This window comes from Spirillospora sp. CA-142024 (genome assembly GCF_050942325.1).
Lineage (GTDB): Bacteria > Actinomycetota > Actinomycetes > Streptosporangiales > Streptosporangiaceae > Spirillospora.
On the sequence record NZ_CP192077.1, the window covers coordinates 8,666,711 to 8,683,664 of the forward strand.

17 protein-coding genes and 1 pseudogene are annotated in these 16,954 nt (G+C 61.4%); 2 read left to right on the plus strand and 16 right to left on the minus strand.

Annotated elements, in window-relative coordinates:
• Nucleotides 1–230 precede the first annotated feature (230 nt).
• The 6 genes from ACQPZP_RS41065 to ACQPZP_RS41090 all read right to left on the minus strand — a co-directional run bounded on the left by ACQPZP_RS41065 (nt 231) and on the right by ACQPZP_RS41090 (nt 4,121).
• Nucleotides 231–2,048 carry an FtsK/SpoIIIE domain-containing protein gene (locus ACQPZP_RS41065; protein WP_433475002.1) on the minus strand — a complete coding sequence of 606 codons (1,818 nt, stop codon included), beginning with the start codon at nt 2,046–2,048 and terminating at the stop codon, nt 231–233.
• The gene (locus tag ACQPZP_RS41070) at nt 2,045–2,380 is read right to left on the minus strand and encodes a hypothetical protein (RefSeq protein ID WP_433475003.1); all 336 of its coding nucleotides are present in this window, start codon (nt 2,378–2,380) and stop codon (nt 2,045–2,047) included. The genes ACQPZP_RS41065 and ACQPZP_RS41070 overlap by 4 nt, the downstream gene beginning before the upstream one ends.
• A 49-nt stretch (nt 2,381–2,429) precedes the next feature.
• Entirely contained in the window at nt 2,430–2,624 is a 195-nt protein-coding gene (locus tag ACQPZP_RS41075) for a hypothetical protein (RefSeq protein ID WP_433464389.1), read from the minus strand.
• A 52-nt stretch (nt 2,625–2,676) separates the two neighbouring features.
• Nucleotides 2,677–3,399 (minus strand): DUF2637 domain-containing protein, encoded by a 723-nt coding sequence (locus ACQPZP_RS41080; protein WP_433475004.1) that lies wholly within the window; start codon nt 3,397–3,399, stop codon nt 2,677–2,679.
• Between the two features lie 146 nt (nt 3,400–3,545).
• Nucleotides 3,546–3,770 carry a hypothetical protein gene (locus ACQPZP_RS41085; protein ID WP_433475005.1) on the minus strand — a complete coding sequence of 75 codons (225 nt, stop codon included), beginning with the start codon at nt 3,768–3,770 and terminating at the stop codon, nt 3,546–3,548.
• 3 nt (nt 3,771–3,773) lie between these two features.
• Nucleotides 3,774–4,121 (minus strand): hypothetical protein, encoded by a 348-nt coding sequence (locus tag ACQPZP_RS41090; protein ID WP_433475006.1) that lies wholly within the window; start codon nt 4,119–4,121, stop codon nt 3,774–3,776.
• Between the two features lie 213 nt (nt 4,122–4,334).
• Here ACQPZP_RS41090 and ACQPZP_RS41095 point away from each other — a divergent pair, with 213 nt between their 5' ends.
• Nucleotides 4,335–5,156, plus strand: a complete 822-nt coding sequence (locus tag ACQPZP_RS41095; RefSeq protein ID WP_433475007.1) for a GntR family transcriptional regulator — start codon at nt 4,335–4,337, stop codon at nt 5,154–5,156.
• 175 nt (nt 5,157–5,331) lie between these two features.
• Here ACQPZP_RS41095 and ACQPZP_RS41100 read toward each other — a convergent pair whose 3' ends face one another.
• From ACQPZP_RS41100 to ACQPZP_RS41115, 4 genes and pseudogenes are all read right to left on the minus strand, one after another.
• Nucleotides 5,332–5,520: a UTRA domain-containing protein gene (locus tag ACQPZP_RS41100; protein ID WP_433475008.1), complete on the minus strand. Its 189-nt coding sequence runs from the start codon at nt 5,518–5,520 to the stop codon at nt 5,332–5,334.
• A 364-nt stretch (nt 5,521–5,884) separates the two neighbouring features.
• A pseudogene (locus tag ACQPZP_RS41105) lies at nt 5,885–6,091 on the minus strand (GntR family transcriptional regulator); the annotation flags it as partial.
• An 83-nt stretch (nt 6,092–6,174) separates the two neighbouring features.
• Nucleotides 6,175–6,387 carry a DUF397 domain-containing protein gene (locus ACQPZP_RS41110; RefSeq protein WP_433475009.1) on the minus strand — a complete coding sequence of 71 codons (213 nt, stop codon included), beginning with the start codon at nt 6,385–6,387 and terminating at the stop codon, nt 6,175–6,177.
• Nucleotides 6,384–7,208 (minus strand): helix-turn-helix domain-containing protein, encoded by an 825-nt coding sequence (locus tag ACQPZP_RS41115; RefSeq protein ID WP_433475010.1) that lies wholly within the window; start codon nt 7,206–7,208, stop codon nt 6,384–6,386. The genes ACQPZP_RS41110 and ACQPZP_RS41115 overlap by 4 nt, the downstream gene beginning before the upstream one ends.
• Nucleotides 7,209–7,436: 228 nt before the next feature.
• On the opposite strand from ACQPZP_RS41115, the gene ACQPZP_RS41120 reads away from it, so the two are divergent.
• Nucleotides 7,437–7,832, plus strand: coding sequence for an ATP-binding protein (locus tag ACQPZP_RS41120; RefSeq protein WP_433475011.1), 396 nt, complete (start codon nt 7,437–7,439; stop codon nt 7,830–7,832).
• Nucleotides 7,833–8,582: 750 nt separating this feature from the next.
• Here the strand turns inward: ACQPZP_RS41120 and ACQPZP_RS41125 are convergent.
• The 6 genes from ACQPZP_RS41125 to ACQPZP_RS41150 all read right to left on the minus strand — a co-directional run bounded on the left by ACQPZP_RS41125 (nt 8,583) and on the right by ACQPZP_RS41150 (nt 16,622).
• Nucleotides 8,583–9,542: an ATP-binding protein gene (locus ACQPZP_RS41125; protein WP_433475012.1), complete on the minus strand. Its 960-nt coding sequence runs from the start codon at nt 9,540–9,542 to the stop codon at nt 8,583–8,585.
• 330 nt (nt 9,543–9,872) lie between these two features.
• Complete coding sequence (locus tag ACQPZP_RS41130; RefSeq protein ID WP_433475013.1) at nt 9,873–10,310, minus strand: HIT family protein; 438 nt, start codon at nt 10,308–10,310, stop codon at nt 9,873–9,875.
• Nucleotides 10,307–10,966 (minus strand): macro domain-containing protein, encoded by a 660-nt coding sequence (locus tag ACQPZP_RS41135; RefSeq protein WP_433475014.1) that lies wholly within the window; start codon nt 10,964–10,966, stop codon nt 10,307–10,309. Before ACQPZP_RS41135 ends, ACQPZP_RS41130 begins: the two co-directional genes overlap by 4 nt.
• Before the next feature lie 210 nt (nt 10,967–11,176).
• Nucleotides 11,177–11,686 carry a TIR domain-containing protein gene (locus tag ACQPZP_RS41140; protein WP_433475015.1) on the minus strand — a complete coding sequence of 170 codons (510 nt, stop codon included), beginning with the start codon at nt 11,684–11,686 and terminating at the stop codon, nt 11,177–11,179.
• 403 nt (nt 11,687–12,089) lie between these two features.
• Nucleotides 12,090–13,046 (minus strand): hypothetical protein, encoded by a 957-nt coding sequence (locus ACQPZP_RS41145; RefSeq protein WP_433475016.1) that lies wholly within the window; start codon nt 13,044–13,046, stop codon nt 12,090–12,092.
• A gap of 81 nt (nt 13,047–13,127) precedes the next feature.
• Nucleotides 13,128–16,622 (minus strand): hypothetical protein, encoded by a 3,495-nt coding sequence (locus ACQPZP_RS41150; RefSeq protein ID WP_433475017.1) that lies wholly within the window; start codon nt 16,620–16,622, stop codon nt 13,128–13,130.
• Nucleotides 16,623–16,954 lie beyond the last annotated feature (332 nt).

A 16,954-nucleotide genomic window follows, 5' to 3' on the forward strand; every position in this document is an offset into this window, starting at 1 on the left:
GGAGACTTGGCTACCTCGGCGGCGGCCCACTCCTCTGGGGTGGGTGGCGGACTACGCCTCTTCCCACAGCTTCGAGGTCGCCCACGGCCTGACGCCTTCTTGGAGATGCGCATCACCCCCATCCATCACGTTGGGTAATCGTCTACGTCCGCGTCCATGGATGTCCATGCGCCCTTACGTGCAGACGCGCACGTGTGGACGTGGACGATTACGGCTTGTTACGGAAGGGGCTACGAGGTGGCGCGCCAGCGGCCACGGGTGGTCTGGGTGGCGCGGCCAGTCTTCGAGAGATCTTGAAGGCGGTAGTAGATCCATGAGCGGCCCATGCCAGTCCCGTTCATGAGGTGGACGATGGGTGTTCCCTCGTCGGGCGCTTGGCTCAGCATCTGCCAAAGGACGACCTCAGGGCCGTCCTGAGGCCCTGTTGCGTCGGCTCTCGGAGTCGTTGCGGTCCCCTTCCCCTGCGGGGGCGCGTCGCGTGGCTCTGGGTCGCTCAGAATGGTCGCCTCGTCGATTGCTCGTCGGGAGACCTCGTCGAGGGGCGGACGGGAGCCGGTGTGCTTTTCGGCGGTCGCCCTCACAGTCTCGTCCGTCAGCAGGTACGCGCGAGCGCGACGAGGCGTGTCATGCTCGGGTGCCGAGACAAGAAACTTGCCGGGTGCGTTGAGGGTCTGGGCGTGCCAGCCGGCGTTGAGCATTCCCTGCCCAAGGATGAGATCCACGTCCTTACGCTCGCGGACGCGGAAACCTAGGCGGACGTCCATTTGCGATCGGACGGCGCCCTTTCCCATTGCTTTCTGAGTTGGGCGCTGAGTGGCCGCGATGAGTTGCACCGCGACGGCACGTCCGCGACGAGCGATGGAATCGCTGTACGACGTCGCGTCTGCGGCTTCCTCTGCCAGTTCGGCGTACTCGTCGATGATGATCACGAGTGCAGGGTTGTCGCGTGTCGGCTCCCATACTCGTTTCCCAGTCTCGGCGAGAGTGGCGGCACGCGCCTCCAGGACGACCACAGCGTCACGGAGAAGGCGGCGTGCTTCTTCCGGAGTAGTCGCGAGTCGATCGATGCACTCTGCCCACGGCTGGAGTTCCATGCCGCGCTTGAGGTCGATGGCCCAGATGACTACGTCTCCGCAGGCGGACAGGTTGCCCATGAGGACGTTGATGCCGCCGCTCTTGCCCGATCCCGCGATGCCTCCGATGAGGGCATGCCGACGCAGGAGGAGGACACGTGCGGGTGCGGCATCCTCGAATGGGCCGAGGTCGATCGGTTCCGTGATTGTCGTGACGGATGGTCCAGGCCACGCAATGGCGTTGGCGTGCGGGTCGATGTTGAGTACCCGCAACTCGAAGCGGTTCGCCCTGTCGTCACGGGTCGGGTAGACGCGGACGGCACCTCTGAACGTCCCGAGTGCGGATTCGAGCGCCGGAATCTTGCCGATCGCGTCTTGGATCGTCTGGCCGCGTGCCAGGCCGAAGCGGGCGCGCCATCCCCATACGTCCACCACGGCGGACATGACGCGGGAGCCTGCCAGCCCGACCGATTGGGAGATCTCGGGCCACGCGGCAAGCGTGCGCTCGACGCGGACTCGGGCGCGCCGGCGTCGGTGTACCCACCAGGGCACGGACAGGATGGGCGTACCGACGAGGATGATTTGCGGTAGCGGCCGGTAGGCCACGCCGAGTGCTGTTGCTGCGGCAAGCCATCCTCCGGCGCTCAGCGCGACGGTTGCCGCGTACAGACGCTCGATCCGGAGTGACAGGCCGATGCGGTCACCGACGAGGCCCAGAGCCGACGCGGACACGATGGCCGTGCCGAGGATGCCGATCCACCATCCGGGATGCGACAGGTGGAGGGTCAGCGATGCGGCGACGAGGACGAGGGCCAGTGCGATCGGCCCGATTTCGGAGCGGTAGCGCCAGAGTCCTCGGGCGATGATGACGGCTGCGAGATCGGGAACCGGTCCGTTGGAGTCGATGACGACCATGGGCTGTAGCCCGTTGCGGCGCATGCGGCGGGCGTGGCGCTTCATCTGCTGGTTCTTCATGCGCGCCCCTCAGTGTCGTATCCCTGGGCGTGTAGCTCGTCGCGCAGGTACCAGTGGGGGTCGCGTTCCCCGTCGCTGTGCGCGTTGAGGGTGGCGCGTGCGGCGGCTGCGAGGTTGGCGCGGTGTATGCGGTTGTCGCGCAATTCGGTGCTGAGACGCGCGATCTCTGCGGCCAGTGCGGGGATGGTGTCGAGGGCGTTGTCGAGGTTCCTGCGGAGGATGGTGGGGAGCGATGCGTCGGGCCATGTGTTGGCGATGATGCGGCGTGCTGTGCGGCTGCGGTTGATGGCCTCCTGAAGGTCAATCCTCGGGTGGTACGGGGAGTTGGTCACTAGGCATCCCCTCCTTCGGTTGGGGGCGTTGAGACGTTTGGGAGGGTCGTCAGTGCTGGTCGGTGCTGAGCCACTCGACGATCGCGGCCACCAGGTGGCGGATTTCCGGCGCGGCGCTGGTGGCGGCAAGGAAGAACCCGAACAACAGGCAGATGACCGCGTGCCAGACGCGCAAGCCCATGTAGCGCCACGCGACGTACGCGACCGCGCCGAGGATGGCGACGAGCGGGATCGAAACGTTCATACGTGCATCACCTCCCTTCCTTGCTCGCGAGCGGGGATCTCAGGTCACGCCGTTACGAGGGGTCGGTGTCTTCGGACTCGTCCGGGTCGTTGAGTTGCCGGCGTAGTTCGGTCGCCTTGGGGGTGCTGATCCTCAGCGACGTCCGGAGCGCGTCACGGGTGATGGGACGACCGTGCATCTGTCGGTACTGGGCATCGGCGAACCGGGCCGCATCCATCAGTTCCTCGTCGGTACGGCGAGGCGGACGCCGTACCCGTCGCTTCGGATGAGGGGAGGAGGCGTCGTCCCTGCCGCTCTTCGGTTCGTCCTCAGCAAGCGGCGGCGCGTCGATCCGGCTGCGGAGGGCGTGAAGGTGTGCGGTGAGTCCGAGGACGGCAGCGGGTACGGCACCGACGAGGACGACGATCGGCCATGAGAGGTCGAGCAGTCCGGCCCCTATCGCGTGGTACGCGGCGTTGCCGGTGATGCTCATCGCGATCGCGCCGAGAGCGTTCGTCCGGGCGAATCGGCGCGCGGCGGCCGAACGGGTTGTGCTGGCCAGCCACACGCGCGCCGAGGTCATGGCGTGCGCGTCGATGGTGATCGGCAAGAGCCACGCCAGCCGTACGGGCCAGCCGGCAACGGTGGCCAGCCCGTACAGACCGGTGAAGCTGGCGACCGCAGCCGAGACGGCCGCGATCGTCATACCGATCATCACCCACCAGTCCCGTACCGGATCGTCCTCGTCGGGGACGGATTCCGGTACGAGGGTCGGGTGCGCATCGGTCGCGGACATGGGACCGTCCTTTCAGATTCCGTCGTGGCGGGACTTGCGGCGACGCCAGCGGGAGCGGGACCGGCACTTGAGGCACCGCCGGTTGCCGATCTCGGTACGGGCACCGCAGGGGCAGGAACGTCCGGGGACGTTGGGGGTTCGCACATTCACCTCTTGAGGCCGGTGGTCTGACGGGTCGTCTGGGAGGTCTGGCATCGGACCGTGACGCCGAGGAACCGGCGCGTTGAGGCCGTCGTCCGGGAGTTGGCCGTGCCGGTGAGGCTCATGTGGCGCTCTTCGGTGTGGATGCCGACGAGCAGGAACAGGAAGACGCCGAGAGCACCACCGGTCAGGAACACGGCGAGCAGAAGCATGAAGATCGCGGAGGTCATCGGTCACATCTCCTCGGGGGCGTCCGCGATGACGGCGCCGTCGTAGGTCATCAGGGCGTTGTGGCGGGCGTGTACGGCGTTGGGGATCGCGATCGCGCTGTAGGTCACGGGACCGAAGTCCCGCATGGCGCGGTAGTGGCGGCTGTACGGGTCCGGGGTGAAGACCTCCGCCCCGACGAGGGCCGCGATGCGGTGGATCTCGGTTTGCTGGGCCCGGTCGCTGCCCTGGGCGAAGACCATGAGTTCCGTGCTGTGGGGCGCCGGCACCTCGGGATGCGCTTCGAGGAAGGCGGCAAGGGCGCGAAGACCGGCGATGAGTCGCGGTCGCTGGTTCATGTCCGCGTACGGCATGTGGATCACCCCTCTCGTCCTGTCGCGCTCTTGGGAAGCGCGAGCACATTCATACTGTGCGCGCACAGTCGTGCGCGTCAAGACGTTAGCGCACACTTTCGCGTCAACAGCTTCGCGCGTCATGATGTGCGCGGACAGTTGGACGCATACAGGCGTGCGCGCTAGAGTGACGGGGGACCAAGCATCGACGCAGGTGAGAGGAACCGATCGATCATGGCTGGCACGACATCGCTACCAGCGGGCGCGCGTGCAGGGGGTTCCAAGCCGAATCTGTACGAGGTGATTCGGGACCAACTGATAGGCGAGATCGAGTCGGGCCGATACCCGTCCGGCGCTCTGCTCCCGTCGGTCCGGGAGCTCACGGCGAAGATGGCCATCAGCACCACCACGGCCCGTAAGGCGCTCGCTGAGGTGGTCGCGGCCGGCTACGCGCGCCCAGAGGGGACGCGTGGGCACGTCTCGACCGGTTCCCGTGCCCAGCACACCGCCGAGGACGCTCGCCAGCCGACCGAAGATGCGGCGGGGGACCGTCCCGCAGGCTTGATCATCCGGCCATCCGTGACCATCGCGTCAGACGGATTCGCAGGATCCGAGACGGACCGGACAACGATCGACGTGCGCTCCGAACCGGCACCTGCCGAGGTCGCCATTGCGCTGGACCTCAACGACGCGACCTCGCCCGTAGTGGTCCGTAGGCGCCTCACGACTGACGAGCACGGGACACCGGTAGAGCTTCGAGCCAGCTACCTGGATCACGACTTCGCCCAGGGCACCGCGCTTGCCGAACCCGAACCCATTACTGGCTCATGGGTAGATGCCCTTGCCTCCGCAGACGGCAAGTCGTTGGGAGCGGCACAGCGCCACGTCTCAGCACGTCACCCAACCGACACGGAATCGGCCATGCTCGGACTCCGCCCCACGGCCTGTGTGCTCGTCCGTACAGAGACCACGCAGGACCAGAGCGGACGCCCGATCGACCACACAGTCACGGTATGGCCCGCCGAAAGCACACGCCTCAACCTGGGGAGCGAGTGATGACCGCAGGGGACACCAACGCTCAGCCATGTCCGCATTGCAGCTCAAGTGACATCGAGGTCAAGACGAAAATCGACCTCGCGTTTGGTGAGGAAGTTCTATATCGAGCCTGCCGGAACTGTGGCAACGAGTACGACCACGGACTTCCGTCGGCTGATCAGAAGCGCGACGATTCCTAGTCGATCGTCGTCCGGTATTGGAATTCGTACCGATCAGCACGGTAAATGATCTTCGCGACCTCGACCGGTGTGTCTCCCGCCCAGAACGTTTGCCATATCTGGATCACGGGGACACCCGCCGGAATGTCGAGCTGCGCCTCTTCGTGTGGTTCGGGCATGCGGACTTGCAGAACCTCTTCTTCCACATCTACCGAAGTAGCCGATCGCGTCGAATCGCGGGACAATTCCCTGTCCGCCGTACGGCCCTTCGTGGGGCGACTCGATCTCAGTGCCAGCCGTGATCGCGAGAGGCTCCCATGCCACGCTGAAAGAGACAGGGCTCCCGCCCATGCTGATTGCATACGAGGTCTCGGTAACAGGGTCGCCCTCGTCGATGCCGAGACGTTCCGCAACGCCGGCGGGAGCCTCTGCGCGCTCCGTGGAATGCTCCATGTGGAGTTCCATACCCGCGCGGTCCGACTCCTGTCGATACGCGGGCTTGGCATGCGGACGCTGGAACCGGTCCCAATGGGTTCTGACGAGGGGCGGGCTCTTCGCAACAAAGGCGCCCTGACCTGCCAGGAAGTAGATTGCGCCAACGTTCCTCAGTGCGATGAGCGCTCGACGCGCCGCGCTCAACTCACAATCCCACCGCTGGGCCAGCTCCTGAGCGCTTGGCAACGGCGAATCAGGAGTCAAGTCTCCGCTCTTGATCTGCGACTGAAGGTCGTCGGCGATGGCCTGATACGGGGAGCTTTGCTGATCACGGTCGACCATGGACGGATTCTCTCATAGACGGAGTGCGGTACGGGGCGCCGCACTGTGGCCGGTTCCAACCTGTTCGTGCACGCAATGCCAGGTCAGATCAAGTCGTGCTCACGATCCTTGACGCGACGCACGAACGCTCGCCATTCGGTCGCCGCGAAGATCAATATTGGTCCGTCCGGGTCCTTCGAGTCACGCACACCGACCGCAGGTGCCGCGCTCGCCACCTCAACGCATGCTCCTCCGTGGTGGTCGCTACGGCTCGCCTTACGCCACCGGAGACCCGTGGGGTTCGGCAAGTTCATCATCCGAGTTCCTCCATCAAACTTTCGATCAGGCGACGGGACTCATCAATTCGGAGCGCGTCACCTCGAAGCAAGTTGTACAACACCGCACACTCTGCAACGGATTTCTTCTCCTGGAGAAGCATCCCTTGCCCACCAGCTTCGATGTAGGCGACATCGGTCGAGTCCGCAAAACTGAGCATGATGAAGCTCCCACCCAACCCGGGGTAGTACCCGGCATCCTGCGGGACGACATCGATCCACACGTTGGGCAACTCGCTAATGGAGAGCAGATGCTGAAGTTGCTCACGTACCACCGTAGGGCCACCGATCACACGCCGCAAAGCGAACTCGTCGATCGTGAACCATGCTTGAGGTGCGTCCTCAGCAGTGAACAACTCTTGCCGCTTCAAACGGTCCTTCACGAGTTGATCCACCATATCCGGTCTCTGATTACGTCCAAGCACGGTTCGAATGTAGCTCTCCGTCTGCAACAGCCCATTGACCATGGCAACGTCGAACGCCCGAATGGTAGCCGCTTCCGCTTCCATTTCGAGGTACTGGTCGAACCCGGGAGGCCGGATCGTCCGGTGACGTGTGTCGATGATGCGCTTCCAAAGGCGCGAGAATAGACCGTTCGTCCTGAAAAAGGTGTCGAGGTCCTGGGCGAACTTCTCTGAAGGAATGTTCTTGCCGGCTTCGATCTGGCCGAGCCATTGCGGCGTGTATCCGAGCTTCTCGGCCAAGTCTTGCTTGCTCAGCTGCGCTTCCGAGCGCCACGCCGTGACCTCTGCCGCAAATGTCTGGATAGCCGGATCTTCGTACGCTTCACGCCGTGATCCCATTGCCGACTCCTCTACCAAACCCCGGTGGGAGGTTTCGTGGTCCGGGGCGGAGGTTTACCGGACCCGTTTCGGGGTTCGTAGCCGAGAGTAACTCACGCTTGCGACTCTGGTCACGGCATTTCAACAGGAAACCGGAGGCGACAGTTCCCCATGGCGAACACCCGCCCACCGCCCGGTGATCATCACCGGTTCCATCCGACATCCGGAGACACTCCAAAGGTCGTATCGATGCACGCAACCCTTCTCGCCCCCGAAACCCCGCCCCTCGTCCTCGATCCCACCGTGAACGCGCCGGCCCTGGCGCGCCGCTTTCTCGCCGAACGCTTCCGCGAGTGGGGCATCGAGGACGACTCCGACGGCCGTCTGGTCGTCTCGGAGCTGGTCACGAACGCCCTTCTCCACGGCGCCGGACAGATCGTCGTCCGCGTCTACCGAGACGAGAGCGACGGCATCCCCGTAATCGAGGTGTGGGACCAGGGCGACGGCGCGCCGGTAGTCCGTCCGGAAAGCGACACCCAGCTCAACGGCCGAGGACTCCTGACCGTCGAGGGCATCGCGCTCAAGTGGGGCACGCGACCGATCACCGAAGGAGGCAAGATCGTTTGGGCGCGCGTCGCTTCTTAGGGCGGGAGCTGGTCACCCGCGCGCGTGCCCTCGTCGAGCGCCACACCCTTCGATGCCGTACCCGCATCAGCCACAACACCGCGTTGCGGTACCTGGATGGGCTCGCCGTAGTGCTCGAAGCGTCCGGCTGGCGATGCGTCCGCCTCTACCGCCCCGATGGGTTCCCGATCTCGCTGCCAGTCCTGCGGGTGTACGCCCCTGGTGCGGAAGACGTCGAGGTCTGGGTTCACGTCCGAGCAGAACCCGACGGCCGATGGAGCTACTACGAAGCTCGACAAGGACACGGAACCGGCGGCCACATCTACCTCTGCGGAGACGCGAAGGGAGCCGCCGAAAACGTCGAGCACAGACTCAGAGCCCGAATGTACCTCTGCTGAAACCCCGAGACGAACCCCCGACTTCCGCCAAGAAGGCGCGCAGAGTCGGGGGTTCCGGATTACCGGAGTAATCGAATGCCTCGCGTCCGCTACGCCCTGCTGTGCCCCCTCCGCCCCCTACTGCGCTTCTATCTGACCCAACAGAGCGAGATGCACATGGAATCCTCATTCCGCTGCATCCTGCTCCGGGAAAATCACGAGGCACAAGTTCACTGGGACAAAGCCGAAACCTTCAGGATGGCTGCCGAGACCCTGTCGACTGATCAGCCGGCCCCTACCCCTCCCACCCAGCTTTCCGCAGTACGAGTGTTCATCGAGGAGACGCCGGACAGCTCAGATCCGACTTCGTGAGCCGTCCGGCATCCCAGAGCCGCTATCCCAACACCGACGCTTCGAGGGCCATGCTGAACTCCGGATCGATCTGAGTCGTGAGATCGACCCCCACAGACTTGTTGGCCCAACTCTCAGCGTTCTTGACGTGGAACTCCGCACCCTGCCGAGAGAACTTCTCCCAGTCCTTCGGCTGCGCGTCCACCTCGGCCTGAAGGCGTCGCAGCACCTCCCGCCCAGGACCGTCGAGCGCGCTGAGGTCGAAGGGACGACCTTGCTCCATGGCCCGAACGGCCGGTTGGTGCCCCATGCACGTCAGCAGGTCATCCCCCACCTGCGAGCGTAGGAACGCCTCGTCGTCGCTGGTCTGGACCTTGTTGCCCACGACCGCGATCTTCACCCCGAAGTCCCGCGCGTGGTCGGTGTACTGCTGGTAGACGGCTACGCCCTTCCTCGTCGGCTCGACGACGAGGAACATCACGTCGAACCGCGTGAACAGCCCAGAGGCGAACGTGTCCGCCCCCGCCGTCATGTCCACGACGACGTACTCTCCGGGACCGTCAACGAGGTGGTTGAGGTACATCTCAACCGCTCCCGTCTTCCCGTGATAGCAGGACACCCCAAGGTCCTTGTCGTCGAACTGGCCGGCCGCCATGAAGGTCACGCCACCGAACCGACGAGACATGGCATGGATCGGGTCGTCACCCCCGATCCGCAGGAGCTTCGAGCCGCGCCCTGGTGGCGTCGTCTTCACCATTTGAGCCGCGGACGCGATACGAGGGTTATCGCCCCTGAGGTACTCCTTGATGACGTCGAGGTGCGCTCCCAGCGCCGGCACGCTGGCGACCTCCTCATCACTGAGCCCCAAGGCCGCGCCGAGGTGCTGATTGATGTCCGCGTCGATCGAGACAACCGGCACCCCCTCCGCATCCAGATGACGGATGAACAGCGACGACGTAGTGGTCTTCCCGCTACCGCCCTTACCCACGAACGCAACCTTCACGAACCCTCCCAAAGAGACGATGAAAACCGTTGTCGTTGCTCCAAGTGTCCTCGGAAGCAAAGCACGTCGCAAGCGGTTCATCACTGTCCGTGTCGACAGAGCCTCCCACCGCAGGCAATTTGTAAGCATTTGCGCAAAAGCGATAGGCGAGAAGACGCTTTAGCTGACGAATAGCCCTCAAAGTGATGGAGATTCGAGCATCAAACCAGAAAAGGGGTTTTTGCTCAGCCATGCAGATGGAAACTTCTACTACCCGAGGCGATTCACTGACCGCCACAGACGAGCGGCCGATCTGATCGACAGAGGGCAAATTCAGTACTAGATCAAAATTCAGTCTAGATGATCTCTTAGACGGGCTGCAATTGCATCAGTATCAGCGATCGACGACTCCTCTACATGCTCCCACTCCGTCCCACCATCGGGCAACGTCCCGGCAACATGGAAATGAACGTGAGGAATCGTTTGATGTGCAGGGATACCATTGTTCTGCCAAACAGCTACGCCTCGGACTTTATAGGCATTGCTGACTGCTTTGGCGGCCGAGATAATAGCAGGCATGATAGCCGTAGCTTCATCTTTTGTCAGATCGATTAGGGTAGGCCTATGTCTTATTGGCATTACCAGTAGATGTCCTACACCGCGCTGCTCTCGCGTCACCAAAGTAGCTACGGCCTCAGTTCTTGTGAGAATGGTAAACGGTCGAACCCCTGCCAAGTATTCACAAAATGGGCAAGGCCATATCTTGGGGACGTCCAGCGATGCATTCATGACGGCTTAAGCGACCTTAAGAAGGCTTGCAATTCCAGCATATCGAGATTGTCGACATCCGAACTCCTGACCACAATATTTAGCCGATCGGCGACCTTCTCTTTGCGGGAGGCAAAAATATATGACAAAGCAATGAAGCGAATAGAGTCCTGAGCAGGGAAATATTGAGAGATGCGAGCTTGCCCGCCCCCGATTACTGCGACCGAGATAGGGTCCCCATTACCCTTCGCCCGAACCTCATCCCACAGATTATTCAGGCTACGCCAGACACGGTCGACGCTCCCGCGTACCTCATTTCGTTTATTCATCTCCGTGTAAGCTACACAGAAGTACAGGCGGCGAATCGAGGGCGAAATCGCAACGACTGTCCCGACAGGATAGGCCACCTGCTTGCCTGGCTTAGCATCTTGAGGCGTGAACCGATGGCTTTCGTTGTAAGGGGCGAGCCCCTGCTCTAAAGCCCTATCAAGCGCACGAATATCATTGCGGTAGACTCGCGTCAGAAGCTGCGCCTGCACACCTTTTTCATCGATGATATGTGGGATCTCGGTGTCAAAGGTGTCCGTCATACCGATGACTATGTTTCCTTCCTGTTCAAATAGATCTCCTTCGACAATATGAATTTCGGTGTTGGGAGACTTATACTGTTGCCGCACAGGTCTAGGCCAAGATCTATAAAGACCATATGTAGGTGATATCAGGAGGACTGTGCCTACAAAAAACACTCCCATTGGAGGAAGCGCTTTTGGGAACAGTGCAGAAACTATGCCCGCAACCACGGCAAAGAAGCCGACGCAGGACAAAGTCTGAGTCGAAAACCTTGCCCAGAAGCGCTTTTTTGTCAGGTCCCTTACAATAGCCACTTATTAGAGACCAATCTTTCGATATGTTTCAGCCTTATAGTAGTGAGCCCCCTTCTTATTGGATACAGCATACGCAGGAGCGTAATTGTCTAGAGCGTATCGAATTATCCTAGGCTGGAACGAAACTGATAGCGTGTAGTAGTCGTCATCAATAAACCGTTGAGGAATGAAGTTTTCATCAATGAAACGATCCCCATCCAGGTTGGCAATAATTACTGGCAGGTCGAGCTTCGAAATAACCTCGACCTCATAATAGAGAAACGACTTTCCGTCTCCCGCCTTCTTCTTCCCCTTCGCACTGCCCAGTATGATGGCTTGTTTCGTGTTAGCCAGCCGCAGACGAAGGCTTCGCCGGATGGTCTCTGGCAGACTAGTATCCCTTGCCTGTGCAAGATCGTGTGCGTCTAGGAAGTTGAAATCGATGTGCTCGTTATCGCGCCAGGCTGTCATGAGTCTGTAGTAGTTAATGTCTTCACTGGCGAAGGCTACGTAGGTCTTATTGCGATAACTCATATCGTCCTCCAGTACTTAAAGACGCGATGTGCGAAAGTAGTCGCATCGGGATGCCAGCCCCTACATCAGGGTCTGCCCGTTCTCAAGTGTAGGTACGCGTTGCCGCTACGGGCGGGTCACAACGCCGTGTGACCATATGTGGCCCATCGACCGCCTACTTGCACTGGCAAGCCGCATTGAAGCTAAGCGCGGGTGCCAGCGGGTACTCCTTCGAGGCCGGCGCCCACCACCGACAATAGGTGTTGATCCACAATCCAACGGACTTCGTTCTTGACTCCGGCTCAATCGCCCAGGATATGGCCACGGCTGTCGGGGCGAAGGCCACAAACGCTCTTCTAGCGCTGCGTGAACTAGCTCTTTTAGTTCTTCGGCGGAGGCTCCCGCCCGATATCAGAAGGAACGCCTAATCTCTTAGCCAGCGTTCAATGGCTACAGGAACAGTGGCTTCAATATCGGTGAGATCGAATGTCTCCCGCAGGGTGCCCAATATATCTGCCCGGAGATTACTAAATGCGTTATCGGCTAGTAGGAGAGCTGGCTTGTTGAGCGCTCGCATGAATCCGTATTCAAGAGCAACGTTTGGATTAAATTCGTTAGCCGCCCTGTCTTCCAGGATGGCAACTCCACGGCTACAGCAGAGCATGTATACGCAGACATTATTCCAGAGATTTCGATCTGGCATGTAAACCTTATCGTCCGCCCTGACCGGATTATAACCGTGTTCGCGCAAAGCTTTTCGAATTTCTTGATCTAGCGTGACAAGGAACTTGCTCCCAGCATCAAAGCGTGTCATTAGGAAGACGTTGCGCTCGTATCTCGGGTGATCCTTAAAGAAACGTTCGCACTCTTTCGCAAGGAAGTCGTAGCCTGGAGGGAGAGAGAAGTTTCCCATTGTATCGAACCCTCTAACGTAATGCGATTGCCATCTAATGGCATAATCGACCTGCAAGCGCAATATAGCTTGCACCTGAGAGGGCAGCAATCCCCAATCCTCTTCGATATTTCGACCTTCAACCTCAGGAAGGAAGAAGAGGCAGTCCTGCTGCCTCAATTCAAAGTCTCGATACAATGAATCGAGAAGATTGAGGATGGCGTCTGATTCGAGAGAGACCTCGTCAATCGGTTGAACGTTTTCTGGCAACGATAGCAAGTTGACCCCATTGACCGACGAAATTACGTCAGCCGATCCCTTGTCGCGCAATACGAACAGCCGCACGGAGTCAGAGGCGCGATAAACTTTGCCGTCGAAACTCTGGATGGGCCAGCGATACAGATCCGCCCTGCGGTCTTCTTCGACTATTCGACGCATCCAATCCCTGAATCCAAAACACCAATCTATGTTGAAGTGCTCACGAACCATTATGGTCTCCCGCTCGTTACTGGGGTGGTCCCTGCCACGACATCACTCATGTTAACCAGTAAACCCTCGAAGAAACATTAGTCAGCAACTGAGCCCTCTCACATATGTAATGGCCTCAACAAGCGCGTCAGGAGAGGCGATGCCAACTGCTGTGAGGAGGTCCGTAGCCGTCGCGTATACCATTGCCGATGAGATCAGCTGCCGAGCGCGGGCCGCATCAGTTGTTCTGGCGATGGCTTCGAGGGCATATGCAGCCGCCGGAGGGTTGACAATGGATCCAACGATGGCTTCAGCGCGCTCAACTTGTCCAGCTTCCACCAAGGCGTCGACCACGCTGCTCAACGCGGAAGCCTGACTCTGGGGGCTGGTGATAGTACGGGCGACGGCTTCAGCCCGTACTAGACTCCCAATTCTCGCCAGCGCGTCGACCACGCTGCTCAACGCATAGGCCCGATTCTGGGGGTCAGTGATAGCGCGGGCAACATTCTCGGCTTCGGTAGCCAACTCAGCAGCCTGCTCAACCTGACCCGCCTTCACCAACGCGTGGACCACAGTGCTCAGCGCGTTTGCCTGGTTCTGGAGGTCGGTGATGGTCCGGGCGACAGCTTCAGCCCGTCCAAGACTCCCCATGCTCACCAGCGCCCAAACAACGTTACTCAGCGCGGACCCCTTACTTCGGGGGTCGGCGATAGCGCGGGCAAGGGTCTCGGCTTCGTTGGCTAACTCGGCAGCCTGCTCAACCTCACCTACCTCCGCCAGGGTGCCGGCCACTCTGCTCATCGCATACACCTGGTTCAGCAGGTCGGTTATGGCGCGGGCAACGGTCTCGGCTTCGTTGGCCAACTCAGCAGCCCGCTCACCCCCACCTACCTCCACCAGCGCTTCGACCACACTGCTCAGCGCGTTTGCCTGGTTCTGGGGATCGGTGATGGTCCGGGCAACGGCTTCAGCCCGTTCTAGGCTCCCCATGCTCGCCACTGTGTCAACCACTCTGCTCAGCGCGTAGGCCCGGTTCTGGGGGTCGGTGATGGTGCGGGCAACGTTTTCCGCTTCGATAGCCAACTCAGCGGCTGGCTCGGCCCGACCCGCCTTCACCAACGCGTCGACCAGATTGCTCAGCGCATAGGCCTGACTATGGGGGTCGGTGATGGTGCGGGCAACGTTCTCCGCTTCGGTAGCCAACTCAGCAGCCCGCTCAACCCCACCCACGTCCACCAACGCGCGGGCTACCCTGCTCAGCGCGTAAGCCTGGTTCTGGGGGTCGGTGATGGTCCGGGCGACAGCTTCAGCCCGTACCAGGCTCCCCATGCTCACGAGCGCGTCGACCACACTGCTCCACGCATAAGCCTGGCCCAAAAGATCGGGAACGGAATTGGCGACGTTCTCGGCTTCCGTGGCCAACTCAGCAGCCCGCTCAACCCCACCCACGTCCACCAACGCATCGACCACACTGCTCAGCGCGTCTGCCTGGTTCTGGGGGTCGGTGATGGTCCGGGCGACGGCTTCAGCCCGTTCTAGACTCCCCAAGCTCACCAGCGCCCAAACAATGTGCTTCAGCGCGAACGCTTGGTTTCGGGGGTCGGTGATGATCCGGGCAAGGGTCTCGGCTTCGGTAGCCAACTCAGCAGCCCGCTCAACCCCACCCACGTCCACCAACGCGTCGACCACACTGCTCAGCGCATACACCTGGTTTCGAGGGTCGGTGATAGTCCGGGCGACGTTCTCCGCTTCGGTAGCCAACTCAGCAGCCCGCTCAACCCCACCCGCCTTCACCAACGCGCGGGCTATCCTGCTCAGCGCGTAAACCCGACTCTGAGAGTCGGTGATAGTGCGGGCAAGGGTCTCGGCTTCGGTGGCCAACTCAGCGGCTGGCTCGGTCCGCCCCACCTTCACCAACGCATCGGCCACGCTGCTCAGCGCGTCTGCCTGGTTTCGAGGGTCGGTGATGGTGCGGGCGACGGCTTCAGCCCGTTCTAGACTCCCGATGGTCACCAGCGCGTCGACCACGATGCTCAGCGCATAGGCCTGACTCAAGAGATTTGGAACGGAATTGGCGATGTTCTCCGCTTCCGTCGCCAACTCAGCAGCCCGCTCAACCCCACCCGCGTCCACCAACGCGTCGACCACTTTGCCCAGCGCCACTACCTGGTCCGGAGGATCGCTGAGAGAATGGGCCAATGCGAGGGCACGATTAAGATTTCCTAGACGTGCCCAGGCAGCCGGAAGTCCTACGGGGATGTTGCTGTTGCGTTGGATAAGGCGTTGCCGGGTCAAAGCAACGTGGAGAGCCGAGACTAAGTCAGGGCTAGGTTGGTCACGAATGTGCTCCAGAACGGTGATAATGTCAGCTATTGCCGCACCGTCTCCTTTGCTTACATCCAGCATGCGGTCTAAGCGTTCTTGATCTGCAACCAGTGCCCGCATGCGCGACAAGTCACCGATTTTGTGAAGCTGTTGAAGGTATCCGCGGAGCAAATATTCCGGTGTACCTTTGGGCCAGCCAGAACCTCGATAGCGCTCTGCCCAGGCATGGATCCGCTCCCACCATGCTTGGGTCTCCACTTGGCGGAGGGATCGCAAAACACTCTGCACGAGTTCCTCATGAGCCAGCACGAGGAGTTCATCGCCATTGTCGGCCCACCGTGGGGCACGGCAAGTAAATGATCGGCCCGTGACGGCATGAAGGATCCGTTCCACCTCCCCCACCGGCTCACCTGTCAACTCCGCCAAGTCCCGGCCTGATAGGCCACCTCCCGCCGTTACCAGCAGGCCAAGCAGGTCACGCCCTACCCCGCCGCCATCCAAGAGGTCTGACAACTCGCGCTCGGCTGCGGCTCGGAACGCCACCGCCCAATCAGAAGGCCGCAATGCACGGACGATTCCCTGCTTCTGGAGCGGATGCCAGTCCGGCACGTCCCCCGGTACAGGCGGGTTCGGACGGCCTGACACCACGACGCGCACCCCTTCAGGGGGCCGACCGGGCAACAAAGCGGCGATGCTGTGAGCATCCCTGCTACGTCGCACGCCCCGGTCCTCGTCCAATCCATCGACCACGAGCACCAGCCGGTATCCGTCCGCCGCGCACTTGCCCGCAGCCTCCTCCAGCAGTTGCAAGAACCACTGCTGGCGATTCGACTCAGTCAACACATCCGGCAGCGCTTGACCTGTTAGTTCCGCCAATTGCTCCAACACCGCTGCCAAAAATGCGGACCGGTCGCTCTGGCCCGCAAGCCGCGCAGTGATAAAAAAGGACACCACACGGACCCTTGCCGGCGGATTCTGCACAAAAGACGCCATCAACGCCGACTTGCCAGCCCATGCCGGAGCTTGCCACCACACATAATCCGGACCTTCCGGGCATGTGCAGAACTCTGCCAACTCTTCAAGCTCCGCCCGGCGATCCTTCAGCTCACCGGAGAAAATCTGCTCAACCTGCCGCGCATACGCCGAGCGGAAAGGACCTGTCGCTCGCATTCCGTAATAATTGTTCTGAATGCCAGTATTAACATTCGCGCCATCACCACCCGACGCGCGCCCCGACCGGCGAACCCAACCCCACCAAGGTCGACTCGTCAACGCGACTCCACCCCGCTATTGGCATCCCCGCCCTCAGCATCGCCCGTGCGATCCACCCGGACGCCATCGGGCACCGAACCACCCACCGAGAGCCCTGTGTTCGCCCTCCCCCCAGGCCCCGCCGTCGCCTTCCCCGTCCGAGACACACGCACACTTGAGAGGCCTCCCGCGACCACCGGCCAGGCCGCCCACACCGCCACCCCCACCGCAGCAACCCCCGCCAAGGCCGAGGCACTAGTCGCAATCTTGTTGGCGTCGTCCCATTTCAACACCAGGAACAACACCACCAACACCGCTACCACGACACCCGACACAACCAGCGCGACCCGCCC

Excerpts from the sequence above, each read along its gene's own strand:
- ACQPZP_RS41065 (WP_433475002.1), bottom strand. The coding sequence starts at position 2,048 with ATGAAGAACCAGCAGATGAAGCGCCACGCCCGCCGCATGCGCCGCAAC.
- ACQPZP_RS41075 (WP_433464389.1), bottom strand. The coding sequence starts at position 2,624 with ATGAACGTTTCGATCCCGCTCGTCGCCATCCTCGGCGCGGTCGCGTAC.
- ACQPZP_RS41080 (WP_433475004.1), bottom strand. The coding sequence starts at position 3,399 with ATGTCCGCGACCGATGCGCACCCGACCCTCGTACCGGAATCCGTCCCC.
- ACQPZP_RS41085 (WP_433475005.1), bottom strand. The coding sequence starts at position 3,770 with ATGACCTCCGCGATCTTCATGCTTCTGCTCGCCGTGTTCCTGACCGGT.
- ACQPZP_RS41090 (WP_433475006.1), bottom strand. The coding sequence starts at position 4,121 with ATGCCGTACGCGGACATGAACCAGCGACCGCGACTCATCGCCGGTCTT.
- ACQPZP_RS41095 (WP_433475007.1), top strand. The coding sequence starts at position 4,335 with ATGGCTGGCACGACATCGCTACCAGCGGGCGCGCGTGCAGGGGGTTCC.
- ACQPZP_RS41110 (WP_433475009.1), bottom strand. The coding sequence starts at position 6,387 with ATGATGAACTTGCCGAACCCCACGGGTCTCCGGTGGCGTAAGGCGAGC.
- ACQPZP_RS41115 (WP_433475010.1), bottom strand. The coding sequence starts at position 7,208 with ATGGGATCACGGCGTGAAGCGTACGAAGATCCGGCTATCCAGACATTT.
- ACQPZP_RS41120 (WP_433475011.1), top strand. The coding sequence starts at position 7,437 with ATGCACGCAACCCTTCTCGCCCCCGAAACCCCGCCCCTCGTCCTCGAT.
- ACQPZP_RS41130 (WP_433475013.1), bottom strand. The coding sequence starts at position 10,310 with ATGAATGCATCGCTGGACGTCCCCAAGATATGGCCTTGCCCATTTTGT.
- ACQPZP_RS41140 (WP_433475015.1), bottom strand. The coding sequence starts at position 11,686 with ATGAGTTATCGCAATAAGACCTACGTAGCCTTCGCCAGTGAAGACATT.
- ACQPZP_RS41145 (WP_433475016.1), bottom strand. The coding sequence starts at position 13,046 with ATGGTTCGTGAGCACTTCAACATAGATTGGTGTTTTGGATTCAGGGAT.